We start from the raw sequence: 24,691 nt of genomic DNA on the forward strand, positions 1-24,691 counted from the left end.
GGCTAACACAAGCGGATGCCGACAAAGATATCGTTAAAGCGCTTACATCAGGTTAAACCTCTGCCAGCTGCCTGAAGTCCCCCTGTTCGCTTGCACCGGTCAGGCTGAATACATGGGGATGAATATGCCGTGTCAGGTGCACGTCCAGCATCAGGGTTTGGTCCGCCCTGAGGTATTCAGCAAGCTTGCCGGCGCAGCGAAACTCAACCGGCCGGTAGTGGGCAAGGCCATTATCCGGCCGGGGAAGAATGCGAAATCCCAAGCAACCTTCGGCGGTTTTCAGCATGCGGTCATGGTTAAGGTACAGAGTAAGGGCATTGCCACTGCGCTGATTCTTTTGCCTGTCCTGAAAAAAGCCCCTTGGCAGCTTGCCCGGGTCGTAGTCTGGCCCCGCCAGCAACAGAAAATCGAAATCGCGGATAGGCTCACCTTCGTTATCCCACAGGCGCACCACCAGCTGAGTAAAGCGTGGGCCTGATCTTGGGTTGCTGTCAGCCATCTCTTGGCAAAGGGCGCTGTAATCCACGGCCGACCCCACCTGCAAACACTGCAGGATGCGGCTGACCACCGGCTTGGGCTTCGGCGAGCGGCCATTGACCGAGGTCATGATGCCAAGTTTGCTGCCGCTGTGACTGGCCCGTGGCAACACCTCAAAGCCACAGGCAGGCGCAATAACATCTGCCGTGGGTATGAGCACTGCCCGGCCGTTATCGTCCAGGGATTGGGTTTCCTTGAGTTCGAGCCAGCGATAATTGAGATTGGCCCCGGCGAGACGCACTACGCCATCGCTGCCGGGCTCGGCTGTATAGCTGTTGAGGAAGTCATAGAGGTTACTGTCGATGGTTTCGCCGCTGATAACAAAGGGATACAGGCCATCGGCCACGGGGTCCTGGCTAAGCCAGTAGCGGCTCAGCTGATGTTGCCCCAGACTGCCAAGCTCCAGCCAGTCGAGAATTTGTTGCCCCGGCTCTACCCCATCGAACCAGGATTTGAGCCGCCCAAGGCGGGATTTGCCCAGCTGTGCCAGCGCCGAACCATGGTTGGCGGGGGCAAGCATAATCAGGTGAGTCAGCGGGCATTGCTTCAGTCCCTTTGGCTCATGCGCCCTCTGAGGATAGTAGCGAGCAAGCCAGGTGCGGATAACAGGCGCGCCGGTGGAATGGGTCACTATGGCAAAACTGTCCCCCTGCAAACGCTCCTGCCGGGCACGCTCAAAGGCGTCGGCCACATCCGCAAGGCGTACCTCGTCATTGAAGCTGATATAGCGCCCCAGAAAGATATGCTCAATATCCAGCACCAGCGATTCGGGGGCAAAACGAGCCAGTGCCTCGGGCAAGCCGCCATACACCCGGGTATCCGTGACACTCCAGCCATGCACCATCACCAGTTTCACTCTGGCATCCTCCCTGAAAAAGCCAATCAATTGAATGCCATACAAGAACACAAACCGCAGGTGCTGACAAGCTCAGGGCAGTATCCAATCCCCAAGGGCCTGCAGCGGCAGCGACTTGTCTTCTACCCAGGCAACCAGTGCAAGGCGGCTCGCCTGCTGCCATTCAGGCCGGGATATCAGCTCAAATTCCTCTGCGAAATAGACGTCTGTGTCAGTGGCGCTCCCCTTAAATTGCCAATGTTGCAGCACTACAAAGTCCTGTGTGAGCCGTTTGCCACGGTTCTCACCCCGGCTAATGGCACTGACCATCCCCATGCCGACCACCGCCAGATGCAGGGTATCGGCCTGGCCTTCAAAGCGCGCCTGCAGGCTTTGCCCCTCCAGCTTTAACCAGAGCGGCCCCGCCTGGGTTTTCGGCACCTCACCGCCGCGCCATTCCCGCCCTCCGATAAAGATTTGCGGTGTGTACACCCCTTTACTGTGTTTGCGATTCCAGTGAGCATATTGGCGCTTGCCGTGGGCGGGGTCAGCAAAGGGGTCTTTCCAGCCGAGGTAATCCCAGTAACTGACATGAAAGGCCAGCGGAAAGAGACTGCGCCAAAGTCCGGTCTCATTGGCCAAACCGGACAGCCAGGCCTCAGCCGGTGGGCAGCTGCTGCAGCCCTGTGAGGTATAGAGTTCAATAACTTGGGGCTGCGCGCCCTGGCTTTTCGCTTCAAACTCGAAGGCCGCTATGGGCACAGCAACAAGCAAGACAAGCAGCAGGCCAAACAGGCACATCGCTTTCAAGGTGAACACTCCAACGCCGACTGATATGGAGTAAGACCTTAGCGCCGGGCAGCGGATTTCAGCGGCCAACTTGAAAATTGCGTTTAACTCACTAAGGTTAAATCGACACCGCCTGCCACCAGATGCTACTCATGGAGTATTATGCAAGATTATCAACGCATTGCCTGCGACCGCTATGATGTGCTGGAGTTGGCCTGCATTCGCAGGTATCCGCTACTGCTGGAGCTCAAAGACGAAGGAAGCATTCACGGACGGGCGGTGACCACAGAGACCCGCGCCGATAAGAGCGAGTGGCTGCTGATAGAAACCGCCACGTCGCAACGGGCCATCAGACTCGACCGCATCATCGCCATCACCCCGGATATTGAGGGTGCCGGGTTCGGTCGGGTACTGATAGGTTAGAATCAGGCCTTGAGGGCCGCGACCACGGAAATTTCCACCAGATACTCGGGCTCGGCAATGGCAGCTTCCACACAGGCCCGCGCCGGGGCATGGCCTTTGGGTACCCAGGCATCCCACACTTCATTCATGGCATCGTAGTCGGCCATATCTTTCAGATAGATGGTGCAGCTCAGCAAGTGCTCACGGCTGCTGCCCGCCTGGCTCAGCAGGGTGTCTACTTCTTCCAGCATGGTTTTGGTCTGGGTGCGGATGTCGGTCAGCTTGTCTTTGGCCACCTGACCACAGAGGTACACAGTGCCCTGGTGGATCACTATGCTGCTCATGCGAGCGCCGGTATCCATTCGAATGATGCTCATGGGGTTCTCCATCGTAAAAGGCAGGATTGTAGCCGCACATCGCGGCGCTGGCTAAGCCTGTCCGTCTTGCTTGAGTAAATTTCCACTGCTGCGCTGGTGCTGCCACAGCCACAGCAGTCCAATTCCCGTCAGCAGCGTCAGTGCCCAGGCGAGCCCCCAGGATGCCCCCAGATTAAGCAGCTGAAAACCACACAAGGCCGCGATGGCCGCTATCAGGGCAAAGGGCAACTGGGTGGTCACATGTTCATGCACGGCCGCGCCACTGGCAGTGGCACTGAGGATACTGGTATCGGAAATCGGCGAGCAGTGGTCACCAAACACAGAGCCCGCCATCACGGCAGCCAGCGCAGGTAGCAGGAGCTCGGGGGCCATTCCCTGCGCCACCTGAGCACAGAGGGGGATCATAATGGCGAAGGTGCCCCAACTGGTGCCGGTGGCAAAGGCCATGATGGCACAGAGAGCAAAGATACCGGCGAGCAGCAGACTGGGGGACAAGAGATCATTGGCGAGGGCCGAAATGCGCGCCGCGCTGCCCAGATCTTTGATAAGCGCCCCTATCATCCAGGTGAGCAACAAAATGCCCACCGCCAGCGCCATGGATCTCAGCCCCACCAGCATATCTATCATCAGGGGAGCCAGCCCTCGTCCTCTTCCGCGCCCACGCCAGAGCGCCATCAAGGCCGCCAGCACGACTGCGGTCAAACTGGCATTACGCATTGCCGCTCCTACATCTGCGGCGGCCAGCCAGGCAGCCATGCCAGGCTCCTTGGCCAGTGAGGCGCCTGAGGCCAGGGTGAACACCAGGGCCCCCATCAGCAACCCCAGCAGGGGCAGCATCAGTGGCCAGGGGGAGGCGGTGTTCGATGGCTGTGGTTGTTGGTGGGCAGTATGACCAGCAGCCCGCTCAGTCGCCCCAACCTCGGCCGCAGTATCTATATGCTCAGACCAACCCCAGTTAAAGAGGCTGCCCAGCCCCACCAGTACCAGGGCCGATACCGCATAAAAATTGACAGCGGCGATGGCGATAAAGGCGTCCAGCGCCGAAACAGGTAAAAAGCTGATGGCAGCCAACAGCGCCATCACATAGGGGCCCCAACTGGCCACGGGTACCAGTGAGCACAAGGGGGATGCGGTGGTATCGACCATGTAGGAAAGTTGCGCCGGTGACATGCCATATTGGCGCGCAATGGGGCGCCCGACACTGCCCACCGCCAAACAGCTGAAGATACCGTCGATAAACACCAGAAAACCCAGGCCTATGATACCCATTCTTGCCTGGCGGCGACTGTGGACCCGTGCCGAAAGCCAGTGGCCAAACTCGTCCACGGCGCCGCTTCGGCCCAGCAGACTGGTCATTATCCCCAACAGCAACATGGCAAAGAGCACGTTGAGATGCCACCACTGCCATTGGCTCTGCTGATAAAACTGCGCCGTGAGGGTATTAAACAGGTATTTGAGGCTGGTTACTGGTGAAAAATCATTCAGAATCAACGCGCCCAGCACAACGCCCGCGCCAAGTGCTATGAGGGTGCGCCTGAGCAGCAAAGCCAGCACCAGCGTCAGTATCAGAGGAATAAGTTCCAGCAAGTCAGTCACATCCATTCGCAGTGTCTGTCGGATAGTGTCAGCATAACTGCCGCGGGGAATATGGCAAAGAGGAGAACAGGCTTAAAACGGGTGTCAGAAAGCGTGAAAATGCTTATTAGCGCTAGGTCCGGCGCAATGAGCCTGCTAGAATCTGGGCTCCATCCAGAACCTTTACAGGACCTTTCCCATGAGCCTCGAATTATTGTCCCAACTGGAAACCAAAATCCAGACCGCCCTGGAAACCATTGAGCTGTTGAAACTTGAACTCGACGAAGAGAAAGAGAAAGCGGCCAACCTGGCGGAGCAAAACCATCAGCTTAAACAGGAGCTAAGCTCCTGGAATGACAAGATCACTGGTCTTGTTGGTTTGCTGAGCAACCAGGTTGACTGATCTATCAGGCCGTTTTGACCTCTTGATTTTGAGCTTCTATTAGCTCATTCAATTCCAGAATCGCCTGCTTAACCTGAGGCAGGCTCTTTCTGGGCAGTAAAAATCTTCCCTTTTCAAACTCCAGCCTTCCCAGGTCCTTAACCCAGATTGCGCCCGTCAAAAAAATCCGTACGTGTTTGACGATGAGCTTGGGAGCATACACAGGAAAAACCCTCACGAGACCCTCCTTTATTGTTTTATTTTTAGTGAACCCATCAATTGGACACCAGTTTTAGCAGTCGAGTTTCATCCGATACAACAGAAATTTCCAATTTCCGCATTCACTTTACGTAAGCTGCTGATTTACCTCCTGGCCGAACGGACACTTTTTTATCACGTCAATTCTCTGGCGCTTGCCAAGCTTCTGACTTATTGCTACATTTGTCGCGTTACTCAGGGTAAAACTGAGCCAAATGGCTCTATGCCGTGCTTCTTGCGACCAGGGAGTACGGTTTTTTTTTGCTCCAAGATTTTCATCGGCTTACGGCCTGTGAAACGCCTCTCAGAGCCCCCTTTAGAGATAAAAAAAAGCGCCTCAGGGGCGCTTTTTTTGTTGAGTGCTTAAACTCAGTCTTTTTTGGTCGCCAGGTAGAAGGCGATATCCAGCATTTCTTCGTAGCTCTTGATGGAGTCGGTCAGTACCTTGTACTTGCCGTTAACCACCAGGGAAGGCACACCGGACAGCTTGGCGTTTTCAGTATCGCGCTTCATCTTCGACATCTGAGCATTCACCATAAAGGAGTTGGCAGCAGAGTCGAAATCTTTGCCATCAACACCGTTGGCCACAAACAGGGCACGCACGTCGTCACGATTGGTGAAGTGCTGCTTCTTGTCGTGGATAGCGGCAAACAGCGCCTTTTCCATTTTCTTTTCGACTTTCAACTGATGAGCCACGGCGAAGGCCCGTGACATTTCAGGGCCCATTTCACGGCCGATAAAGTCAACGTGAGCCTGATTGAAAGCCACACCCTCAGGCTTTTTGGCTTCGATCATAGGCACAACGGTTTTGGAGAAGTTGTAGCAGTGTGGGCAGTAGAAAGAGAAAAACTCGGTGATTTCGGGCTTGGCACTGCCTGGGCCTTCGTTAATCACTTCATAATGCACACCTTCTTTGAAATCGGCGGCCATGGACATCAGGGGAGCAACCAGCAGCGCGGCTGCCATCAAGAGTGCTTTTTTCATTTTATTTCCTTGCTTAGCGGGTCCGGTGGACCAAATCTCATTGGGCGATGCCTAAACTAATACGCTTTTTGATGCCATCTCAAGCCCCTAGTTCAACTTTGTGTTACAAAACACGTCAAAAAGGCTGCAAACTCAGGGGTGGCTCGGCAATTTGCGCCACCTGGGCCTGCATGTCGCGAATTTGCCGCTGCCAATAGGCATCCTCGGCAAACCACGGAAAGTACATGGGAAAGGCCGGGTCGTCCCAGCGGCGACTGATCCAGGCCATATGGCTGAGCATACGCAAACCCCGCAGGGGTTCTATCAATGCCAGCTCTCTGGTGTCGAAATCACAAAATTCTTCATAGGCCCCCAACAGGGTATCTAGCTGCAGACGGCGCTCGTTGTCATCGCCTGCGAGCATCATCCACAGGTCCTGTACCGCCGGGCCGCTGCGGGCGTCGTCCAGATCAACAAACCCCGGCCCATCTGGGGTCCAGAGAATATTGCCCGGGTGCAGATCGCCATGGAGGCGCAGGGTGTCTGTTTTTATCCAGGCCGATTCGATGGCACTCACCAGCGCCTGCCCCGCGGCGGCAAAGTCTGCCATCAGGGAGTGCGGCACGTGTGGTGAGGCCATAAGTACCTGCAAGGCATCATTGGCCATGGCCGATGACAGGGTTTCGCGCTCGCTGAAATGCCCGGCTTTACCCACCTGATGCAGGCGACCGATAAAATGGCCAACGGCCTCCAGTTGGTCAAGATTATCCATCTCGAACTGGCGCCCACCGATGGATGGGAATAGCGCAAACCGAAAGCCCTCAAAATGAAACAGGCTCTGGCCTTCTATCACAACAGGCGCAGCCAGGGGCACTTCGGCCTCCCCGAGCTCAAAGGCAAAGGCGTGCTCTTCCAGTATTTGCTTATCTGTCCAGCGCTCGGGGCGGTAAAACTTGGCCACATAACGATTGGCACGATCGCAGCGGAACTGATAGACACGGTTTTCGAAACTGTTCAGGGGCGTCAGGCCTGTCTCCGGGTAGATACCCACTGACTCAATAGCATCGAGTATGGTGTCCGGCGTCAGGGTCTGGAAATGAAAGGCGGGGCTCATGGCAGCTCCTCCCGAATCAAGGGCTTCAGCAGGCTGGCAAGAAATGCCAGCACCTCAAGATCCTCTTCGCGATCGCTGGCAAGCCAGGCCACATCGCCGTAGAACTCAAAGTTCAGCCACAGACGGCATCCTTCAAAGTCGAGCAGCCACTGATGACGGTCGGCGCCCCACTGGCGCTCCAGCACCCGGCAATCTAGCGCCGCGGCCAGGGATTCGGCAAAGTCGTCAAAGCGGTCAAAGTCGATATCACCGCGAATGGCCAGACTAACGGCCTCTTTGTCGAGGCGGATTTGATAGATGTTCATTGGCCCTCTTGCATCATTGGGGAGGATGTCGAAGGGGCGATAACCGTGCAGCTGAGCTGGCCCTGGTCGGCCTCACATTGCTGGCCACATTGGTAGTGGCCTTTGTCACCACCAAGGCGCACCAGTCCATCACCCTTGGCCTGACACTGATCGAGCGTATGGTAGTGACCGGCGACCTCGCTGAATTGCCAGGGCGCATCCGAGGGCTCAGCCCTGAAGGCCAACGTCCACTGGTCTGCCTGAGTACAGGCTCCAAGCAGGAGGACAACGAGGGGCACAAGTGCGGCGCGTATCAAGGGCATCTCCCAATAAAAAAGGCGGTGCCAAATGCACCGCCCGCTATTTTATCCTGCGCAAAGGCGCACTTACTAGCCTGCGGCCTTGTCGCGCGCCTTCTCGATGCGGCTGATGCGGCCTTCAAAGCCGGTCACAGTACCATCGGACAGACCATGATCAACCGCCTGACGGCAGAGCTCGATGGCACCGTTAAAGTCGCCTTTATCATTGAGCAGAGTCGAAAGCTGCATAAAGCCAACGCCTTTTAACGGCTTGCCCATGCCCAGCACCTTGATGGCGAGTTTGGCGTATTCGTCGGCCAGACCGGCGCCAAAGCTGAGATAGGCAGCCTCTTTGCGCTGTTTATAACACTCATTGACCGCCACCAGCAGATGCTGATGTTTCAGCTCATCGGTGGTGGCGCTGTTTACCTCACCTATGGCACGGGCGAGGGTTTCATTGGCAAAGTCAGGCACGGCGATGCCCTTGGCAACGGGAGCCGGCGTTTCTATGACTGGCTCTGGCTCTGGCTCTGGCTCTGGCTCTGGCTCTGGCTCTGGCTCTGGCTCTGGCTCTGGCTCTGGCTCTGGCAGTGTGTTTTTCACGGCCTCGGCGGCAACCACAGGCTCGGCGGGCATTTCGTCTGCTGGCTTGGCCGCTTCAACCTCTGCTGTAGCGGTGTCGGTTTGGCCGGGAGAGGTACGTGTTTTGTGTACCTGATGCTCTTCGTTGGCCAAACGCTTGGCGCGCCTGTAGAGGAAGACCCCAGCCAGCACCAGCAGGAAGAGTACGACGTATTTCATGGTGTGTGTCCTGTTTCTCTTGGCAGCCGAGCCGCCATTCCCCAATGTCCGGCCCGCTTCAGGCGCCGGGAGCAGTGGTTATTATTAGAGCATTTCACCTGTTTAAATCAAGTATTTATGCACCCCTCATGGCATCGGGCATCAAAATTGCCACCGACGTCAAAAGACTCTTTTTGTGCGCATCTTCATGCTTTGGCGATCCGCTTTTGAGTTGGCCGGGCGCGGGGACTAAGATAAAACCAAGTAAATTGCTTGGGTATTTATCATGTCAGAGTCCTTCAGTTTGAGCGGCAATCTGGGACGGGAATTTGCCACCATTTGTGCCATGGTCGCCATCTATTGCCGGGACCATCATGGCTGCAAAACGCCCTGCGGCGAGTGTCAGGCCTTTATGGAATACGCCAAGACCCGGCTGGATCGCTGCCCCTACGGCCAGGAAAAACCCACCTGCAATAAGTGCCCCGTGCATTGCTACAAGCCCGAGCCTAGGGAGCTTGCGCGCCAAATCATGCGCTATGCGGGCCCCAGAATGTTACTGCCCCACCCCATCATGGCGATACGACACCTGTTGCTGGAGCGTAAACCCGCCCCCGACAAGCCGCCCAAAAACCTTTCAAACCGTCATCTGCGTTTACAAAAAGCCGCATCAGAATAAGGCAGGATTGCCACCCGTGTGCACATGGGCTAAAAGAGGACGTCGAAGAGTCGCTTTTTTAATCACACGAGTGCACACCCATGATGGAGTTTCTGGAGCAAACCTTTAAGTGGCTATCGCTGCTTGGTGCCCTCCATTGCCTGGGGCTGGGACTCTATCTGCGCTATCTCTATCGCTCAAACAGCGGTCATCACAGGTTGCTCGCCGGGATCTTTTCGCTGCTTTCCCTGACCTTCTTCAGTGGCCTGTTGACCCGCGACACAGTGTCGCTGCCCATGCCGCTCATTTATAGCCTGTTTATTCCAGGCTACTTTTTGTTGATGCCACTCCTGTACCAGTACTGCCGCCAAGCGCTCGATAAGCACAGCGGCCGCTTCTGGTATCACTATTTGCCCGCGCCACTGATTGCCATTGGCGTAGCCATAGACCAGCTGCTGCGCCCCGGACTGATGTTCTCAAGCGGTACCGAAAAAGTCTCCCTCGCCGACTACAGCCCACTTGCCGCCGTGTTAATCGTGCTGCTGTTTATCCAAACCTGTCTCTACTTTGTGCTGATTTTCAAATTATTACTCTCTCACTCCAGCCGCGGTGCCCGCGCCCACGAACACAGCCTGCAGGACATACGCTTTCGCTGGCTGATGACCCTGTGCCTGGCGCTGATGTTCAACTGGCTCATCAGAGTGGTGCTGACCCTGATCCCCATTTATTTCGGGGATGGCGTCACGTCCCTGATGCTGATGCTGCCACGGATGATACTGCTGCTGAGCCTTTACCTGCTGGCGTTTTACGGCCTGCAGCAAATTACCCGCGCCGCCTACCTTCGCGGCCAATTGAGCCTGCCACAAAAAGTCAGCCAGAAATCCAGCAGCCAATTGCTGAGTGCCGACGAGCTCAACTACCTGCAAACCTTGCTTCGCGAGGAAAAAAAGTAAGTTTTTCATGGTGATTTTATATTCAACCCGATAAGGTAAAGGCACTTTCAGCAATCGGGGGAAACCAGATGTCACCGCTTTACCCACGCCTGTTTTTAGCCAGTTTATTGGCTGCACCGGCCGCCATGGCCGCACCAAGCCACCAAATTACCCTGGATGACTTTTTCGACATTGCCAACATGGGCACAGTGAAGCTGAGCCCCAATGGCAAGCATGCACTCTGGCTTGAAGGCCGTTGGAACAAAGAACTGGATAAGAGCCAGAACGACCTGTGGCAAATCGATATCAAGAGCCGCCAGCCAACGCGCCTGACCTTCACCGACGAGAGCGAGTCCAGCCCCGTGTGGAGCCCGGACGGCCAGTTCATCTACTTTATCGGTAAGGAAAAACGTGACGACGCCAAGGCCCCATACAATGGTAAAGCCCAGGTGTTCCGTATTCCCGTATCCGGCGGCGAAGCCGTGCCCATGACCCGGGAAGCCGAAGGCGTGTCCGCCTTTGAGTTGGCTCCCAACGGTGCCAGCCTGTATTTTCTCACCCACAAAGACACCAAGGACAAAGACCGCTGGGCCGGCATGCGCTCAAGCCATGGTGCGCCACAGTATGGTCACGGCAAGCGCGACACCAATCCGCTGTACAAGTTGGATCTGGTGAACTTCCGTCAGGAGCTCCTGCTGGACGATGACAAGGTGGTATGGGATTTCAGTGTCAGCCCCGATGGCAACCAAATAGCCCGCATCACTACCGACGACAATGAACTCGTCTATCTCGAAGGCTGGTCGCAGGTGGAAGTGTTCGATACTGCCAAGAAGCAAAACCGGGTACTGGAAGACGGCGCCTGGCGCGAGCAGGCGGCATCGCCCTACGGCTGGCTCGAAGGACTGGCCTGGCATGGCGACAGCAAACGCCTGGCGTTTCGTATCGATTTTGACGGCCACCCCGGCCGCTTGTTTGTGGTCGATACCCTTGGCAAGGGCCAAATGGAACTGAGCCGCAGCGGCAAGGTCACCCTCAATGGGGCCGATATCCAGTGGCGTCCTGGCAGCGATGAGATCTGTTACCGTGTAGCCGATGCCGCCAGAGTCAAATTGCAGTGTACCGAAATCGATGGCTTGCAGCAGGACGATACCCGTACCCTGATTGAGGGGGATACTGTGATTGGCAGCTACAGCTTTAACAGCCGTGGCAGCCAGGTGGCATTCAGCCACAATGGGTTGGATCATTTCACCGATCTGTTCGTGGCCGACGCCAACAGCAAGCGGGCCACGGCAAACCGCCTGACCGACATCAATCCACAGAGCGCCAACTGGCAGCTGCCGCAGATCAGCATCTATAAATGGCAGGCACCGGATGGCAGCGAAGTCGAAGGCATACTGGAGCTGCCCTACGGCTGGGATAAGTCCAGGGGCAAGCTGCCTTTGGTGGTGCAAATTCACGGCGGCCCCACTGCCGCCACGCCTTACTCGCTGCAACACCGCAGCTACGGCCGCGCCAGCTTCCCGGCTCAGGGCTGGGCGCTCTTGTCTCCAAACTACCGTGGCTCCACCGGCTACGGCGATAAATTCCTCACCGAGCTGGTTGGCCGTGAGCACGATATCGAAGTCAAAGACATACTATCGGGCGTTGATAAGCTGATTGCCGATGGCATTGTCGATGGCGACAAGCTGGCGGTGATGGGCTGGTCCAATGGTGGCTACCTCACCAATGCGCTCATCAGCACCACCGACCGCTTCAAGGCTGCAAGCTCGGGCGCCGGGGTGTTCGACCAGCGTCTGCAGTGGATGCTGGAAGACACCCCGGGTCATGTGGTCAACTTTATGGAAGGCCTGCCCTGGGAAAAGCCCGATGCCTACACCCATGGCTCGTCACTGACCCACGCCGACAAAATCAAGACGCCAACCCTTATCCACATAGGTGAGAAGGATGCGCGGGTGCCGCTGGGCCATGCCCAGGGTCTGTACCGGGCACTGCACAACTATCTGGGCGTGCCGGTGGAACTGGTGGTCTATCCCGGCGAGGGCCATGGCCTGTCCAAGTATCAGCACCGTAAGGCCAAGATGGAGTGGGATCTTAAGTGGTTTAACTATTATGTGCTCGGCATAGAGCCCTGAACCCGGCTAACGCCAGGGAGGAATTAATGGTGTTTTTCTGAACCCAGGCTGACACCAAAGCAGAAAAAGCGCCTTTCGAGGCGCTTTTTTACTGAATGCTATTCACTTTTTCTGCGCCATGCCTATGCTGGTGTCAGTCACCCCCTCACCCGAAAAGGAGAGAACCATGAAATCATTCAAGCATTTGCTGCTTGCTACTCTGATGCTGCTCGGTATCGGACAAGCCTTCGCCGCCGAGGATGACGCCAAATATCAGGATGCACTGGCCACCTTCAAGCAAGCCAGCGAAACCCACAAGTTTTTCAATAATGCCTACGGCTATGCCCTGTTCCCCACCATAGGCAAGGGTGGCATTGGCATAGGCGCCGCCTACGGCAAAGGCCGGGTCTATCGTCAGGGCGCCTATGTGGGCGACTCCAGCATGACCCAGGTTTCCATTGGCTTCCAGCTGGGTGGCCAGGCCTACAGCGAAATCATTTTCTTTAAAGACGAAAAGGCTTTTCGCGACTTTACCAGCGGCAGCTTTGAGTTCAGCGGTCAGGCGTCCGCCGTGGCCATTAACGTGGGCGCCAATGCCCAGGCAGGCACCACAGGTAACTCGGCCGGTGCAGGGCAGGCAGGCGGCGCACAGAATGCCACTGCGGCCTATATCAATGGCATGACTGTGTTTACCGCAGCCAAGGGCGGACTGATGTTTGAGGCCGCGCTGGCAGGGCAGTCGTTCACCTTCGAAGGCAAGTAGCAGGTAAAAGACAGCTGGCAAAAAGGCGACCCTTGGGTCGCCTTTTTCATTTAAATCCCGTGGGGCATGACCAGACTATTGATGGCCCCAGGGTGCATTGGGTGTGGTGACTGGCTGGGTTAAATCAAACTCCACCAGAAAATCACGATTCTCGCGGGTGAGGCGATAACTGAACACATCCCCGGTCAAGCCCAGATGCCAGACGTTGGTCACGGACTTGTCGAGCCCATTTTCTTTGAAGTTGGCGATGGAGAAGGCATCCACCGGAAAGGATTGCCACTCGCGGCTGCCTTCATCCCGGGTATCACCGCCGTATTGGGTGACCTTGTCTTCACTGCCATCCTGATGACGATGGTCGTGTTTGAGCCTGAGCCCGCTATCGGTTTTGCTGATAACCCAGGTGCGGGAACTGTCGTTACCCACGTGGAATGGCACCTTGATTTGACTCTCGGAGCACTCACGCACGTGCATGACCAACCGCTGGTTGGCAAAAGCGGAATCGGCCTCGTTCCCCTTGGTCACCTTGCCTTCGAACGCCTTGCCGCAAAGGGCGCCGAGCCTGTCAAAAAAGTCCGCTGCAGCCGGTTTATCCCCGGCGACCACGCCGGTGCTGACGGTCAGTGACGCCATCAAAATCAGAGTCTTGTTCATGTAATTCACCCCAACCCAAAAGACAGCAGCCTAGCAAGTCAGAGTGAATTGAGTCTGAATCTTACCAGCCGATGTAACTGCGGGAGCGATCGCCGAGTTTTGCCTTGATGGCCCTGGCGGTGACCACACTGCCCACCAGCAGGAATACAAAAATTCCCATCGACAGGCCCAGACTGGTCCACATGTTGCCAGGGGCCAGTTTGAAGCGCAGCAATCCTGTGATGACACTAAACAGGATGGAAAACAGCGGGTGAATAAAGAAGATGGCAAAGCTCATCTCGGCCAGGGCATTAAGACTCTTTTGGGTGCGATCGGACAGAGACCGTTGGGACAACCACAGGCACAGCCCAACAGCGAGGATCACCAGACTAAACTTTTGCACAAACTGCCAGTCTACTCCGCCCCAGCTCAGAGCCTCTTTGTGATAGTTGCCCACATGGCCCTGCACATAGGTTTGCATATACAGGCTTAAGAGGGTGCCCAGCAGTGCCAGCCACAGCAGTGGCACGGCTCTTTCTTTGAGCCACTCTTCATGGGCCGAATACAAAATCCCCATCAGGTAGAAGGGGGTGAAATACACCACAGAATGGAGCACATTGATGTTGCCAATGGGACGATGGATAAGCAGGGCTATCACACAGCTCAGCGCCAGCAGAGTCCAGCGCGCGGCTCCGCTCATGCGGATATAGGCCGAAAACACCGGCGAGATGGCAAACACCGCCATAATAAAGGGAATGTACCAATGGGGATAAAGCACATAGCCATTACGCACTGTGTAATAGATGCCCTTGGCAACCTCAGACAGGGGTCTGTCGTACATCAGACTCCACTGGGTCGCGAGCATGGCAAGGCCCACCAGCGACACCCATAAAAATGGCAGCAACACGTTGCGCAGCTTGCTGACCATAAACTCTTTGTACACCATGCGCGGATGAAAAATCCGGTGATAAAAGTAGCCCGAGATAAACACGAACAAGGCGGTGCCACCCCGAACCAGATTTTCCAGCGGCAGGGGAAAACCGGCGCCCGAGTTGTAAATACTGTGCCCGGCCACAATCCACAAAATGGCGATGGCCCGCATATAGGTAAATTCAAGTTGTTGTTTTCGCATGGAACACACCTAGGAGTAGAAAGGTGCAGTGAACACGGAAGGAGCAAAAGCGTTCATTGATGATCTCGACAGGGCTACAGGGCGCAGCGTGGGCACAATATAGCCCCGGTTTGGTAAAACTGGAATAGGGTCAACAGAATATTTTTTGACCCGACGCGGGCAACAACTAAGTCCTTTACAATCATTAACTTGGTTTATTATCAGCACCAAACCAAGCCTCCAGTTTTTCGGCCGCTCTGGCGCGGGTGCCATCGTCAATATAGACGGCTACCATGGTCAGTGCTGCGGCCAGAGCCCCCAGATCATCGGAGAAACCCATCAGAGGGGTGAGATCCGGAATGGCGTCCACCGGAGTAATAAAATAGCCCAGGGCGCCATAGATGATGGTTTTGGCCCAGGTGGGTGTCTCGGGGCGCTGGGCGGCATAATAAAGCCACAGTGCCTTTTCTATCACCTCTCGGCCCGCCTGCCTGGCAAAGTCCTTCACCTTTTGCCAAAAACCTGTGTCGCTGTACTGGGTGTCGTTCACGGCCAAGCCTCCCTTGCTGCGCCTTCATTCATGTCACTGTACGCCAAAAGCGCGCCTCTGTCAGCGAATCAAAATCAGCGCGCTGCGCGGTTATTCACTCCAGTCAAATAATCAGTCAGATAAATGCAAATAAATAAAATTTAAATGCATATTGTCGAATCACAAAATAATAAATGAGTACGAATTGAATTAACCAAGAATAAATTAATAAATAAAATTACACAGATTACATGGAGTTACATTTAGTAAAAGACTTTGTTTTTTATGATTCACTTCAAATTATCTTTATTTCGACACGGATAAAATCACCTCGCCAAATGAGGCATTTTCTTTCAATGGTTTCTTGATGTTCGTAATGGAGTTGTATATGAGAAAGAAATCAAAGATCATGGCGCATATTCGCCGAACGAGGCATATTATGATGCCTGAGCAACGCGACTACTTCGACTATTCATTCTTCTTCCTGCTTTAATCCTGCCTTCGCCGGACGCCTTGGGCTATCTGTCGCCTGAGAGTCTATCGCACAACAATACAATTTATCTGCCAGCCTTGGACTGACTCTGTCAGGGGAATACTGCACCTTTTAATTAATTCGCAGTCCTGATTTGTCAGCACCTGTTCGGCTGCCCGGAATTTACCATGTCGATTTAATAAATATTGGCAGGGGTCCGGCTAACCAAAATTAATCAGGTTAATTATGAATTCGTTAAAAATTGCCGCCAGTTTATCTGTTCGCGCCTGTTTTGATACCAAACGGGAAGTCGTCAACGTATTAACCACTGACTTTTGCGATGTGGGTGCCGCCGTTGTTTCTGTTACTGATGTAAATAACGGCATTGTCGACAAAATTAAAAATACCGGTTTGAATTTACCGATATTTGTTTCTGTGTGCTGTGAAGAAGCGTTCCCCGATGATTTCTGCGATACCATCACCGGGGTATTTGAACTGTGCAACGCCAAAACTGACTTTTATGGTAAACAGGTCGAAACCGCGGTGCGCCGTTATCAGGAATCCCTGCTGCCGCCCTTCTTCGGCACCCTGAAAAAGTACGTTGAAATGGGTAACTCCACCTTTGCCTGTCCGGGGCACCAGGGTGGTCAGTTCTTCCGTAAACACCCTGTTGGCCGTCAGTTCTTTGATTTCTTCGGTGAAACCGTGTTCCGCTCGGACATGTGCAATGCCGACGTAAAGCTCGGTGACCTCCTTATCCACGAAGGCGCCCCCCACGACGCCCAGGCCTATGCCGCCAAAGTGTATAACGCCGACAAAACCTACTTTGTACTGAATGGCACGTCCGCCTCCAACAAGGTGGTGTGTAACGCCCTGCTCGCCCCCGGCGATCTGGTGCTGTTTGACCGCAACAACCACAAATCCAACCACCACGGCGCCCTGATTCAGGCCGGTGCCACTCCTGTGTATCTAGAAACGGCCCGTAACCCCTTCGGCTTTATCGGCGGTATCGACTCTCACTGCTTTGATGAAGCCTACCTGCGGGACGAAATCGGTAAGGTCGCGCCACAGCGGGTACAGGAGGCGCGCCCCTTCCGCCTCGCCATCATCCAGCTTGGCACCTATGACGGCACCATCTACAACGCCCGTCAGGTGGTGGACCGCATTGGCCACCTGTGTGACTACATCCTGTTTGACTCCGCCTGGGTGGGCTACGAGCAATTCATTCCCATGATGAAAGACTGCTCGCCACTGCTGTTGGAGCTCGGCCCCGACGATCCCGGCATTATCGTCACCCAGTCGGTGCACAAGCAGCAGGCCGGGTTCTCACAAACTTCGCAAATCCACAAAAAAGACAGTCACATCAAGGGACAGGAACGCTACTGCAACCATAAACGCTTTAACAACGCCTTTATGATGCACGCCTCCACCAGCCCCTTCTATCCGCTGTTTGCGGCGCTGGATGTGAACGCCAAGATGCACGAAGGCGCCAGCGGCCGTTACCTGTGGCGCGAGGCGGTGAAGGCCGGTATCGAAGCCCGCAAGCTGCTCCTGAAAAAGTGCAAGTACATCAAGCCCTTTATCCCCACCACAGTGGAAGGCGAGCCCTGGCAGACCTTTGATACCGAACAGATGGCAGACGATCTGCGCTTCTTCGAGTTCGAACCTGGCCTTAAATGGCACGCGTTCGAGGGCTACGAGAAGGGCCAGTACTTTGTCGACCCCTGTAAGTTCCTGCTCACCACCCCCGGCATCAACGCCGAAACCGGCGAGTACGAAGACTTTGGTATTCCGGCCACCATCCTTGCCAACTTCCTGCGTGAAAACAACATCATCCCGGAGAAGTGCGACCTTAACTCCATTCTGTTCCTCATGACCCCCGCCGAGGACATGGCCAAGATGCAGCATCTGGTGACCCAGATTGCCCGCTTCGAAAAGCTGATTGACGAGGATGCGCCCCTAAGCGAAGTGCTGCCCAACGTCTATCGCGCCAACCGCGAGCGTTATGAGGGCTACAGCATCCGTCGCCTGTGTCAGGAAATGCACGACCTCTATGTCAGCCGCAACGTGAAGCAGCTGCAAAAAGAGATGTTCCGTGCGGCTCACTTCCCCAAGGCGGTAATGAACCCACAGGACGCCAATATCGCCTTTGTGCGCGGCAAGGCCGAGCTGGTGCCGCTCAGTGAAATCGAAGGCCAGATTGCGGCCGAAGGCGCCCTGCCTTACCCACCCGGCGTGCTCTGTATGGTGCCGGGGGAAGTCTGGGGCGGCGCGGTGCAGCGCTACTTCCTGGCGCTGGAAGAGGGCATCAACCTGCTGCCGGGCTTTGCTCCGGAGCTTCAGGGCGTGTACCTGGAGCGCACCGATAACGGCAGGGTACAGGCCATGGGTTACGTGCTCAAGCATTGATAACGACGGGGCGGCCAAGGGACGCCGCCCCTTTAAACCATAACGAATCGAGACACTATTATGAGTAAATCAAACAACAAGATAGGCGTGGTTCAACTCACCATTCTCACCATAGTTAACATGATGGGCTCAGGCATCATCATGCTGCCGACCCAGCTGGCCCAAGTGGGTACCATTTCGGTATTGTCCTGGCTGGTAACGGCCGCGGGCTCCACGGCGCTGGCCTATGCCTTCGCCAAGTGCGGGATGTTCAGTAAAAAATCCGGCGGCATGGGCGGCTACGCCGAATACGCCTTCGGACGCAGCGGCAACTTTATGGCCAACTACACCTATGCGGTATCGCTGCTTATCGCCAACGTGGCCATTGCCATCTCGGCAGTGGGCTATGGCGCGGTGCTCTTTGGCGTGGAACTGACCCCCATCGCCACCTGTCTGGCCACCATTGGTGTGTTGTGGCTCGCCACAGTCGCCAACTTCGGTGGCGCCCGCATCACGGGTCAGGTGTCCAGCATCACTGTGTGGGGCATCATTCTGCCGGTAATTGGCGTGTCCATCATAGGTTGGTTCTGGTTTGATTTTGACCTCTACAAGTCGGCCTGGAACCCCCATGACCTGCCATTCTTTGAAGCACTGGGCGGCTCCATCGCCATGACCCTGTGGGCCTTCCTGGGCCTGGAATCAGCCTGTGCCAACTCAGAAGCCGTTGAAAACCCAGAGAAGAACGTGCCCATCGCCGTCATGGGCGGCACCCTGGGCGCGGCGCTGATTTACATCATCTCCACCAACGTGATTGCCGGTATTGTGCCAAACGGTGAGCTGGCCCTGTCCAACGCGCCTTTCGGTCTGGCCTTTGCCCAAATGTTTAACCCCACTATCGGCGCCATCGTAATGGCCTGTGCCATCATCAGCTGCACCGGCTCGCTGCTGGGTTGGCAATTCACCATAGCTCAGGTGTTCAAGGCCTCTGCCGACGAAGGCTTCTTCCCCAAACTCTTCTCCAAAGTCACCAAAACCGACGCCCCCGTGCTTGGCATGCTGGCCATCGTTTCTATCCAGTCGGTGCTCAGCCTGATGACCATCAGCCCCTCACTGAACAAGCAATTTGAAGCCCTGGTGAACCTGGCGGTGGTGACCAACATCATCCCTTACATCCTGTCGATGGCGGCCCTCGGCGTAATGCAAAAGCAGATGAAGATCCCGGTCAGCAAGGCCCGTGTGGCCAACTGCATGGCGGTGATGGGCGCGCTTTACAGCTTCTATGCCCTGTACAGCTCAGGTGAAACCGCCGTGATGCTGGGCTCCATTGCCACCTTCTTTGGCTGGACCCTGTACGGCGTTATCTCCAAGAAAAACGAACTGCGCCTGCAACAGGCCTGAACACAACACACATAAGGCCTCGTCTCGTCGCGGGGCCACAGCAAGATATTCAAAGGTGGAATCATGAAAAAATCACAACTGGCACTGCTGCTGCCACTGCTCGTTGGCGCCACTGCCGCCAACGCCATGGAGCTGTACAACGACAACAAGAACAGCCTCGGCCTCACCGGCTGGCTCGGATTTAACGCCCTCTACGATGGCGACGAGACTGCGGTGAATGACAACCTGTCGCAGCTGCGTTTTACCTTCGAGCGGGAAGAACGCAATGGCTGGCGCGCCTATGCGGTGACCGAATGGGGCGTGAACATCGTCTCAGGCAACGAAGATCTGGTGATGCAGGGCGGCAAGCTGAATGCCGAAAAGAGTGGCGACTTCCTCAATAACCGCCTGGGTTATGTGGGCCTGTCCCACGACCAATACGGCAGCCTGACGTTCGGCAAGCAGTGGGGCGCTTACTATGATGTGGCCGGTACCACCGACCTGCCCAACGTGTTTGCCGGTTACAGCGTGGGTGCCTACGGCTTCGGTGATGGCGGCCTGACCGGCACTGGCCGCGCCGACAGCGCCTTTTTGTACCGCAATAGCTTTGGCCCCGTCTCCATCGCGTTGCAATACGCCGCCAAAAACAACGGCGATATCAGCGTGACCGACAGCGACGGCAACCAGATTGACGATGCTGAGCTCAGTTTTGACAACAGCTACGGCACCTCCGTGACCTGGGCCGTAACCGATAAGTTCAGCTTGCTGGCGGGCATGAACCGGGGTGACATCACAGGCCACATCGGCAACAGCCAAATCGATGAAGCCAATCAAATCATCGGCATAGGTGCCATGTACGGCAGTTACTACCACTATGCCGACGAGCGCAGGGCCGACGGCTTGTACCTGGGTTTCAATGCCCACAAGAGTGAAAACAATGAACAGGTGAATGGCGATTTGTACGACGCCACCGGCGCCGAGCTGATGCTGGCCTGGCAGGCGGATAACGGCTTTGTACCTATGGCAGTGCTGACCTATCTCGATTTGGATACCGACGACAACACACCCATCACCGGCAACTGGACCCGCCGCTTCGCCATGGTAGGGCTGCACTACAGGTACAGCCTGGATACTGTGATGTTTTTCGAAGCCAAGCTCGACTTCTCCGACATGGACGACAAGTCGCTGGAGGCGCTGGAAGACAACCAGTTCGCAGTGGGTATTAACTACTTTTTCTGATTTCGCTCCACAAAAAGTGGCGTGACACACGCCTTGATGACCGCCACACCCGGGGCCTTCGCCCTGAAGCCCCGGGCATCAGCGCCGACCTCCACTTCCACCGGTGCTGCGGTTTGGTCATATCCTCTCGCCACGGGGATTTCCCGTGGTGCTTTTTGCTTTTTTACGCGCTACACCCGCACATTTTTGAATTGCCAAGCGTAGTCGTCATCCACATCTTCCGGGAAGAGTTCGCCACGTTGATAAAGCGGTGTCCAGTCGGTGTATTCCCCCACCACAGGGCCAAGATAGGGCCCCATGATCTCGAGGTTGCGGCGATAATCCATCTCGTCCGACTCCACCACCCCGGCATTGGGGTTTTCCAGCGCCCAGACGATACCCGCCAGCGCCGCCGAAGTGACCTGCAAACTGGTGGCCCCATTGAAGGGCACCAGGGCTCTCGCCTCCTCGATAGACAGCTGCGAGCCATACCAGTAGGCATTCTTCTTGTGGCCCGCCAACAGCACACCCAGCTCGTCGATGCCGCTGACAATCTCGTCCCGCATCAGCCGCTGGCGCGACTGCAGCAGGAAGTTTTTGCCGTTGAACTCGTGCAGCGACATCACAGCATCGTCACAGGGGTGATAGGCGTAATGGCAGGTGGGACGATATACCAGCCTGCCATCCTGCTTGAGGGTAAAGAAATCGGCGATGGAGATGGCTTCGTTGTGGGTGATCAAAAAGCCGTGGAAATGGCCGTAGTTGGGGGTCCAGGTGCGCACCTTGACCGTGGCACCGGGGCGCTTTAAGTAAATGGCCGCGCCGCAGCCTTCCTCGTGGCGGCCACCATCACGGGGGAAATGTTTCTCGTGGGTGCCCCAACCCAGTTCGGCGGGCTGAGCACCTTCGCTGACAAAGCCATCGCAGGACCAGGTATTTACGAACTCATCCATGGCCTTGGCCTGATTGGCCACCTGGGTATCGCGCTCTGCGATATGAATCACTTCGATGTTGAGGTCGTGGGCGAGTTTGGCCCATTCATCGCGGCTTGTGGGCTCAATATGGGTGCCGAGAATATCCTGCTGCAGGTTCATCAGCGCCTGTTTCACCAGATGGGATACCATGCCCGGATTGGCCCCCTGGGCCACCACGGCAGTGGGGCCGCCGCGGTACTTGTCTTTCAGTGCCAGCACCCGCTCACGCAGGGCGTAGTTGGAGCGGGCGGCAAAAGACTTGCTGGGGTCGGTGTAACCGCCTGCCCATGGCTCGATACAGGTGTCCAGATAGCGGGCGCCACGGGCCTGACAAAACTCAATCAGGGCAATGGATGACACATCCACCGACAGATTCACCAAAAAGTCATCCTTGCCCACCAGCGGTGCGAGTTCACTCTGGTAATTCTTGCGGGTCAGGGGCATCTCGATAAAGCGAATACCGAGCTTGTCGGCCTCTTCGCGGCCTCTGTCGTCGGCGGTAATGATGCAGATGTTTTTGGGTGATATATCGATGTGGCGCAGGATAAGCGGCAGCAGGCCCTGACCTATGCTGCCAAAGCCGACTATCAGGATGCGGCCCGGGGCTTTGACGTACTTGATTGGCTCTGTCATGTCGGTGAGAAACCTCCTTCCGGCAAGGCCTCTGTATCTGAGGCCATGGAATATTCATCGGCGGATGAACGCAAATTCAGCCTGCCAGGCATTAAACCTGACCCTCTGACATTACAACCAGCGCCTGACCCTGGCCTTATATTCGGTAAAGGCATCACCGAAGCGTGCCTCTACCATGGCTTCTTCGGCGGGAATACGCTGGGTGTTCATCAGCACAAAAAAGCACAGCGGTGACAGCAGCGTCAGTGGCCGCCCAAGTAAACATACCTCAGCCGCCAACAGCAATAACATACCCAGATACATGGGGTTACGAGTGAGACTATAGATACCATGGGTGACCAGCGCATCCGGTGACTTGGTTGGGTCTACCGTGGTGCCGACGCGCCGAAAAAGGCCCGCAGCGGTTGACAACAACAAGGCGCCTGCCAGCCCAAGCAATGCCCCCATCAGTAACAAGAATCCATTTCCGGCCAGCCGGGGCTCGCCATCCAACAGGCTGATACCAGCGGTCGCAGCCAGACCCAACATCAAAAACAGCGGGTATCTGGTCAGTGCTGCAACCATCATCTTGCCCATTCAGCGTCCTTATGCGTTTGGCTATGGCGTTACCCGAGTGTAACATCGCAGGGATTAAAGGATGCTTGAAATTTACCCGCCACCGGAACGCCGTCATGCCAAATCCGCCAGACACCCTCAGCCAGTGCCTCAGCCAGCACCACAGTAAAGCCGCTGAATTCGATGCAAAAAATTGGACTGTACGGCTGATACGCGAAGAGGATGCCAACTCGGTTGCAGACTACTTTGGCCGCAATCGGAACCACTTTTCGCCCTGGGAGCCGCTGCGGGAAGCAGACTACCACAGCGCCGCCCAGTGGCAGACGCGCATCAGCGCATCGCTGGTTGAGACCAGCAATTGCAGCTATCTGGTACTGGCCGACCCGGCTCATATTTGGGGTATGGCAACCCTCAGTAATCAGGTGCGCGGCCCATTTCAGGCCTGCTATCTGGGCTACGGCATCGACCAGTCGCTGCAAGGTAAGGGATATGCCACCCGGCTGTGTGAGGCCGCCCTCGCCTATGCCTTCGATGCGCTGAAACTACACAGGGTAATGGCCAATTACATGCCATCCAACCACAGATCCGCCGCGCTGCTAAAGCGGCTTGGGTTCGAAAAGGAAGGCCTGGCCCGCGCCTATCTTCAAATCAACGGCCAATGGGAAGACCATGTGCTTACCGCAAAGATTGGCTCCGGGTCAGCCCGTTAAGTTACCCAACTTCGCAAAACGCCTGGCACTGTTGATCGCCGTTCGCGGCGAGCTTTCGTATTGCCAGGGCTCAGGCAGGTATTTGTCTCTCACCTGCAGCAGGTATTTGCTGGCCAGCATTTTTTCGCGCCCCTTGAAAAAGGCAAAGGCATAGAAGTTTGCCGCGATATTGGCGAGATACTTGTCTGCGCCGGTGAGACAGGTATCAGTTACGGCCAAGGCGCGCAGCTCGTCGAGAATATGCTCCTGCATAAAATAGTGGTCGGCGAAGGGGACTTCTTCCTGCATGGCACTCAACCAGCGCTCCACCCAAACCGACACCAGCAGCGAGTTGTATGCTGGATTTCTGGATGCCAGCGCCCTTGCCACCTGTTCGTCGAGCTCATCCTCGCCAAACCATTTTTCATTGAGAATTTGCATCAAGGTCATGCCCAGCGGCAGATCTGCCGTTTCACTTTCAAACAACAGGGCAAGGGTTTCCTGCGCCAATACCCAGGCATCCCCGGTGGCGGCCTGGGCCCACAACAGCTCTTGCCGCACCCGCAGATCCCGGGGCGAGATATCCCTGGCTTGCTGCAGCACATTCACGGCCTGATTACCCCAGCGCTGCCATTTTCGTACCGCGCTTTGGGGCAGATAGTCTATGGTCAGGCCTGAGCGTGCTTTCCAGGCCCGAATGAGTAAGCGTCGCCCCTCAAACAGGGCCGGGATCGGGCTGGATGAGGCACGAAGCCAGGGCCCAAACCAGCGTTCGGCGTCGGCCTGAACGGCAAAATAGCCAATCAGCACTTCCTGTTCGCCCCGGCTGATGGCATCGAATGTGGCTTCAAACTGTGGCCAATCCCGATTGCGAAGCCATCCCTCAAACTCAGCTATTCGGCCGTAGCCGAGGGCGGGATCATGATCCGTTTTTTGTCCAAAGATTCGTATATACCAATAAACGAGTGGCTTCAGCATCTTCATTCCCTGAATGCGTAAAAAATACAGCCTACTGAAAATAAATAATAAATTCACCAGCCACCTGTGGGCTAAGCCGCT

General features: G+C 55.8%; 28 protein-coding genes. 11 read left to right on the forward strand and 17 right to left on the reverse strand.

The genetic code is table 11. The annotated features are described in order from the left end of the window. Nucleotides 1–52: 52 nt before the first annotated feature. A complete protein-coding gene (locus tag K0H79_RS17280; RefSeq protein WP_220076642.1) occupies nucleotides 53–1,393 on the reverse strand; it encodes a triacylglycerol lipase in 1,341 nt (446 codons plus the stop codon). Nucleotides 1,394–1,465: 72 nt separating this feature from the next. Next, entirely contained in the window at nucleotides 1,466–2,173 is a 708-nt protein-coding gene (locus K0H79_RS17285; protein WP_258405553.1) for a DUF1223 domain-containing protein, read from the reverse strand. A gap of 150 nt (nucleotides 2,174–2,323) precedes the next feature. Between K0H79_RS17285 and K0H79_RS17290 the strand changes: the two genes are divergently transcribed. After that, entirely contained in the window at nucleotides 2,324–2,584 is a 261-nt protein-coding gene (locus K0H79_RS17290) for a Rho-binding antiterminator (RefSeq protein ID WP_220065891.1), read from the forward strand. A 2-nt stretch (nucleotides 2,585–2,586) separates the two neighbouring features. Here K0H79_RS17290 and K0H79_RS17295 read toward each other — a convergent pair whose 3' ends face one another. Both K0H79_RS17295 and K0H79_RS17300 read right to left on the reverse strand, forming a co-directional pair. Beyond that, entirely contained in the window at nucleotides 2,587–2,940 is a 354-nt protein-coding gene (locus tag K0H79_RS17295; protein WP_220076644.1) for a RidA family protein, read from the reverse strand. 51 nt (nucleotides 2,941–2,991) lie between these two features. Further along, nucleotides 2,992–4,542 (reverse strand): Na+/H+ antiporter NhaC family protein, encoded by a 1,551-nt coding sequence (locus K0H79_RS17300; RefSeq protein WP_220076645.1) that lies wholly within the window; start codon nucleotides 4,540–4,542, stop codon nucleotides 2,992–2,994. A 172-nt stretch (nucleotides 4,543–4,714) separates the two neighbouring features. On the opposite strand from K0H79_RS17300, the gene K0H79_RS17305 reads away from it, so the two are divergent. Continuing rightward, a complete protein-coding gene (locus tag K0H79_RS17305; protein ID WP_011761426.1) occupies nucleotides 4,715–4,918 on the forward strand; it encodes a cell division protein ZapB in 204 nt (67 codons plus the stop codon). A 4-nt stretch (nucleotides 4,919–4,922) separates the two neighbouring features. Here K0H79_RS17305 and K0H79_RS17310 read toward each other — a convergent pair whose 3' ends face one another. The 6 genes from K0H79_RS17310 to K0H79_RS17335 form a co-directional block, all read right to left on the reverse strand. After that, complete coding sequence (locus tag K0H79_RS17310) at nucleotides 4,923–5,135, reverse strand: DUF1107 domain-containing protein (RefSeq protein ID WP_041409936.1); 213 nt, start codon at nucleotides 5,133–5,135, stop codon at nucleotides 4,923–4,925. A 389-nt stretch (nucleotides 5,136–5,524) separates the two neighbouring features. Then, entirely contained in the window at nucleotides 5,525–6,139 is a 615-nt protein-coding gene (locus K0H79_RS17315; protein ID WP_220065894.1) for a thiol:disulfide interchange protein DsbA/DsbL, read from the reverse strand. 115 nt (nucleotides 6,140–6,254) lie between these two features. Next, complete coding sequence (locus K0H79_RS17320) at nucleotides 6,255–7,232, reverse strand: serine/threonine protein kinase (RefSeq protein WP_220076646.1); 978 nt, start codon at nucleotides 7,230–7,232, stop codon at nucleotides 6,255–6,257. Beyond that, nucleotides 7,229–7,537, reverse strand: coding sequence for a DUF3630 family protein (locus tag K0H79_RS17325; RefSeq protein WP_220076647.1), 309 nt, complete (start codon nucleotides 7,535–7,537; stop codon nucleotides 7,229–7,231). Before K0H79_RS17325 ends, K0H79_RS17320 begins: the two co-directional genes overlap by 4 nt. Beyond that, nucleotides 7,534–7,833 carry a hypothetical protein gene (locus K0H79_RS17330; RefSeq protein WP_220076648.1) on the reverse strand — a complete coding sequence of 100 codons (300 nt, stop codon included), beginning with the start codon at nucleotides 7,831–7,833 and terminating at the stop codon, nucleotides 7,534–7,536. The genes K0H79_RS17325 and K0H79_RS17330 overlap by 4 nt, the downstream gene beginning before the upstream one ends. Nucleotides 7,834–7,905: 72 nt before the next feature. After that, nucleotides 7,906–8,616, reverse strand: coding sequence for a hypothetical protein (locus tag K0H79_RS17335; protein ID WP_220076649.1), 711 nt, complete (start codon nucleotides 8,614–8,616; stop codon nucleotides 7,906–7,908). 265 nt (nucleotides 8,617–8,881) lie between these two features. Here K0H79_RS17335 and K0H79_RS17340 point away from each other — a divergent pair, with 265 nt between their 5' ends. The 4 genes from K0H79_RS17340 to K0H79_RS17355 all read left to right on the forward strand — a co-directional run bounded on the left by K0H79_RS17340 (nucleotide 8,882) and on the right by K0H79_RS17355 (nucleotide 13,056). Next, on the forward strand, nucleotides 8,882–9,271 hold the full coding sequence (locus K0H79_RS17340) for a nitrous oxide-stimulated promoter family protein (protein WP_220076650.1): 390 nt from the start codon (nucleotides 8,882–8,884) through the stop codon (nucleotides 9,269–9,271). An 80-nt stretch (nucleotides 9,272–9,351) separates the two neighbouring features. Continuing rightward, nucleotides 9,352–10,203 (forward strand): hypothetical protein, encoded by an 852-nt coding sequence (locus tag K0H79_RS17345; protein ID WP_220076651.1) that lies wholly within the window; start codon nucleotides 9,352–9,354, stop codon nucleotides 10,201–10,203. Nucleotides 10,204–10,271: 68 nt separating this feature from the next. Then, a complete protein-coding gene (locus tag K0H79_RS17350) occupies nucleotides 10,272–12,314 on the forward strand; it encodes a S9 family peptidase (protein ID WP_220076652.1) in 2,043 nt (680 codons plus the stop codon). A 166-nt stretch (nucleotides 12,315–12,480) separates the two neighbouring features. Continuing rightward, on the forward strand, nucleotides 12,481–13,056 hold the full coding sequence (locus tag K0H79_RS17355; RefSeq protein WP_220065902.1) for a YSC84-related protein: 576 nt from the start codon (nucleotides 12,481–12,483) through the stop codon (nucleotides 13,054–13,056). 75 nt (nucleotides 13,057–13,131) lie between these two features. Here the strand turns inward: K0H79_RS17355 and K0H79_RS17360 are convergent, their stop codons facing one another. The 3 genes from K0H79_RS17360 to K0H79_RS17370 form a co-directional block, all read right to left on the reverse strand. Next, a complete protein-coding gene (locus K0H79_RS17360) occupies nucleotides 13,132–13,707 on the reverse strand; it encodes a hypothetical protein (RefSeq protein WP_220076653.1) in 576 nt (191 codons plus the stop codon). A 61-nt stretch (nucleotides 13,708–13,768) separates the two neighbouring features. Further along, nucleotides 13,769–14,818 carry an acyltransferase gene (locus K0H79_RS17365; protein ID WP_220065904.1) on the reverse strand — a complete coding sequence of 350 codons (1,050 nt, stop codon included), beginning with the start codon at nucleotides 14,816–14,818 and terminating at the stop codon, nucleotides 13,769–13,771. Between the two features lie 184 nt (nucleotides 14,819–15,002). Continuing rightward, complete coding sequence (locus K0H79_RS17370) at nucleotides 15,003–15,347, reverse strand: YkvA family protein (protein ID WP_220076654.1); 345 nt, start codon at nucleotides 15,345–15,347, stop codon at nucleotides 15,003–15,005. Nucleotides 15,348–15,765: 418 nt separating this feature from the next. Here K0H79_RS17370 and K0H79_RS19410 point away from each other — a divergent pair, with 418 nt between their 5' ends. The 4 genes from K0H79_RS19410 (at nucleotide 15,766) to K0H79_RS17390 (ending at nucleotide 20,802) form a co-directional block, all read left to right on the forward strand. Then, the gene (locus K0H79_RS19410) at nucleotides 15,766–15,819 is read left to right on the forward strand and encodes a hypothetical protein (protein ID WP_350355128.1); all 54 of its coding nucleotides are present in this window, start codon (nucleotides 15,766–15,768) and stop codon (nucleotides 15,817–15,819) included. A gap of 225 nt (nucleotides 15,820–16,044) precedes the next feature. Continuing rightward, a complete protein-coding gene (speF, locus tag K0H79_RS17380; RefSeq protein ID WP_220076655.1) occupies nucleotides 16,045–18,207 on the forward strand; it encodes an ornithine decarboxylase SpeF in 2,163 nt (720 codons plus the stop codon). A gap of 60 nt (nucleotides 18,208–18,267) precedes the next feature. Beyond that, on the forward strand, nucleotides 18,268–19,584 hold the full coding sequence (gene potE, locus K0H79_RS17385; protein WP_220076656.1) for a putrescine-ornithine antiporter: 1,317 nt from the start codon (nucleotides 18,268–18,270) through the stop codon (nucleotides 19,582–19,584). A 63-nt stretch (nucleotides 19,585–19,647) separates the two neighbouring features. Then, nucleotides 19,648–20,802 carry a porin gene (locus K0H79_RS17390; protein ID WP_220076657.1) on the forward strand — a complete coding sequence of 385 codons (1,155 nt, stop codon included), beginning with the start codon at nucleotides 19,648–19,650 and terminating at the stop codon, nucleotides 20,800–20,802. On the opposite strand, the gene K0H79_RS17395 is transcribed toward K0H79_RS17390, so the two are convergent. The 3 genes from K0H79_RS17395 to K0H79_RS17405 all read right to left on the reverse strand — a co-directional run bounded on the left by K0H79_RS17395 (nucleotide 20,790) and on the right by K0H79_RS17405 (nucleotide 22,964). Then, the gene (locus tag K0H79_RS17395) at nucleotides 20,790–20,936 is read right to left on the reverse strand and encodes a hypothetical protein (protein ID WP_220076658.1); all 147 of its coding nucleotides are present in this window, start codon (nucleotides 20,934–20,936) and stop codon (nucleotides 20,790–20,792) included. The two genes, K0H79_RS17390 and K0H79_RS17395, sit on opposite strands and share 13 nt — an antisense overlap. A 36-nt stretch (nucleotides 20,937–20,972) precedes the next feature. Continuing rightward, on the reverse strand, nucleotides 20,973–22,388 hold the full coding sequence (locus tag K0H79_RS17400) for a homospermidine synthase (protein WP_220076659.1): 1,416 nt from the start codon (nucleotides 22,386–22,388) through the stop codon (nucleotides 20,973–20,975). A gap of 111 nt (nucleotides 22,389–22,499) precedes the next feature. Then, on the reverse strand, nucleotides 22,500–22,964 hold the full coding sequence (locus tag K0H79_RS17405) for an isoprenylcysteine carboxylmethyltransferase family protein (protein ID WP_220076660.1): 465 nt from the start codon (nucleotides 22,962–22,964) through the stop codon (nucleotides 22,500–22,502). Nucleotides 22,965–23,059: 95 nt separating this feature from the next. On the opposite strand from K0H79_RS17405, the gene K0H79_RS17410 reads away from it, so the two are divergent. Then, the gene (locus tag K0H79_RS17410; protein ID WP_220076661.1) at nucleotides 23,060–23,653 is read left to right on the forward strand and encodes a GNAT family N-acetyltransferase; all 594 of its coding nucleotides are present in this window, start codon (nucleotides 23,060–23,062) and stop codon (nucleotides 23,651–23,653) included. Here K0H79_RS17410 and K0H79_RS17415 read toward each other — a convergent pair. Further along, on the reverse strand, nucleotides 23,642–24,610 hold the full coding sequence (locus K0H79_RS17415) for a hypothetical protein (RefSeq protein WP_220076662.1): 969 nt from the start codon (nucleotides 24,608–24,610) through the stop codon (nucleotides 23,642–23,644). The genes K0H79_RS17410 and K0H79_RS17415 overlap by 12 nt on opposite strands. Nucleotides 24,611–24,691 lie beyond the last annotated feature (81 nt).

It is taken from the genome of Shewanella sp. FJAT-52076, from assembly GCF_019457455.1.
Taxonomy (GTDB): Bacteria; Pseudomonadota; Gammaproteobacteria; order Enterobacterales; family Shewanellaceae; genus Shewanella; species Shewanella zhangzhouensis.

Bases quoted from the DNA above. Each gene is read 5' to 3' on its own strand.
- K0H79_RS17350 (WP_220076652.1), top strand. From the start codon at position 10,272: ATGTCACCGCTTTACCCACGCCTGTTTTTAGCCAGTTTATTGGCTGCA.
- K0H79_RS17415 (WP_220076662.1), bottom strand. From the start codon at position 24,610: ATGCTGAAGCCACTCGTTTATTGGTATATACGAATCTTTGGACAAAAA.
- K0H79_RS17365 (WP_220065904.1), bottom strand. From the start codon at position 14,818: ATGCGAAAACAACAACTTGAATTTACCTATATGCGGGCCATCGCCATT.
- K0H79_RS17300 (WP_220076645.1), bottom strand. From the start codon at position 4,542: ATGGATGTGACTGACTTGCTGGAACTTATTCCTCTGATACTGACGCTG.
- speF (WP_220076655.1), top strand. From the start codon at position 16,045: ATGAATTCGTTAAAAATTGCCGCCAGTTTATCTGTTCGCGCCTGTTTT.
- K0H79_RS17335 (WP_220076649.1), bottom strand. From the start codon at position 8,616: ATGAAATACGTCGTACTCTTCCTGCTGGTGCTGGCTGGGGTCTTCCTC.
- potE (WP_220076656.1), top strand. From the start codon at position 18,268: ATGAGTAAATCAAACAACAAGATAGGCGTGGTTCAACTCACCATTCTC.
- K0H79_RS17360 (WP_220076653.1), bottom strand. From the start codon at position 13,707: ATGAACAAGACTCTGATTTTGATGGCGTCACTGACCGTCAGCACCGGC.
- K0H79_RS17305 (WP_011761426.1), top strand. From the start codon at position 4,715: ATGAGCCTCGAATTATTGTCCCAACTGGAAACCAAAATCCAGACCGCC.
- K0H79_RS17340 (WP_220076650.1), top strand. From the start codon at position 8,882: ATGTCAGAGTCCTTCAGTTTGAGCGGCAATCTGGGACGGGAATTTGCC.
- K0H79_RS17315 (WP_220065894.1), bottom strand. From the start codon at position 6,139: ATGAAAAAAGCACTCTTGATGGCAGCCGCGCTGCTGGTTGCTCCCCTG.
- K0H79_RS17295 (WP_220076644.1), bottom strand. From the start codon at position 2,940: ATGAGCATCATTCGAATGGATACCGGCGCTCGCATGAGCAGCATAGTG.
- K0H79_RS17290 (WP_220065891.1), top strand. From the start codon at position 2,324: ATGCAAGATTATCAACGCATTGCCTGCGACCGCTATGATGTGCTGGAG.
- K0H79_RS17325 (WP_220076647.1), bottom strand. From the start codon at position 7,537: ATGAACATCTATCAAATCCGCCTCGACAAAGAGGCCGTTAGTCTGGCC.
- K0H79_RS17320 (WP_220076646.1), bottom strand. From the start codon at position 7,232: ATGAGCCCCGCCTTTCATTTCCAGACCCTGACGCCGGACACCATACTC.
- K0H79_RS17405 (WP_220076660.1), bottom strand. From the start codon at position 22,964: ATGGGCAAGATGATGGTTGCAGCACTGACCAGATACCCGCTGTTTTTG.
- K0H79_RS17410 (WP_220076661.1), top strand. From the start codon at position 23,060: ATGCCAAATCCGCCAGACACCCTCAGCCAGTGCCTCAGCCAGCACCAC.
- K0H79_RS17345 (WP_220076651.1), top strand. From the start codon at position 9,352: ATGATGGAGTTTCTGGAGCAAACCTTTAAGTGGCTATCGCTGCTTGGT.
- K0H79_RS17400 (WP_220076659.1), bottom strand. From the start codon at position 22,388: ATGACAGAGCCAATCAAGTACGTCAAAGCCCCGGGCCGCATCCTGATA.
- K0H79_RS17355 (WP_220065902.1), top strand. From the start codon at position 12,481: ATGAAATCATTCAAGCATTTGCTGCTTGCTACTCTGATGCTGCTCGGT.
- K0H79_RS17285 (WP_258405553.1), bottom strand. From the start codon at position 2,173: ATGTGCCTGTTTGGCCTGCTGCTTGTCTTGCTTGTTGCTGTGCCCATA.
- K0H79_RS17390 (WP_220076657.1), top strand. From the start codon at position 19,648: ATGAAAAAATCACAACTGGCACTGCTGCTGCCACTGCTCGTTGGCGCC.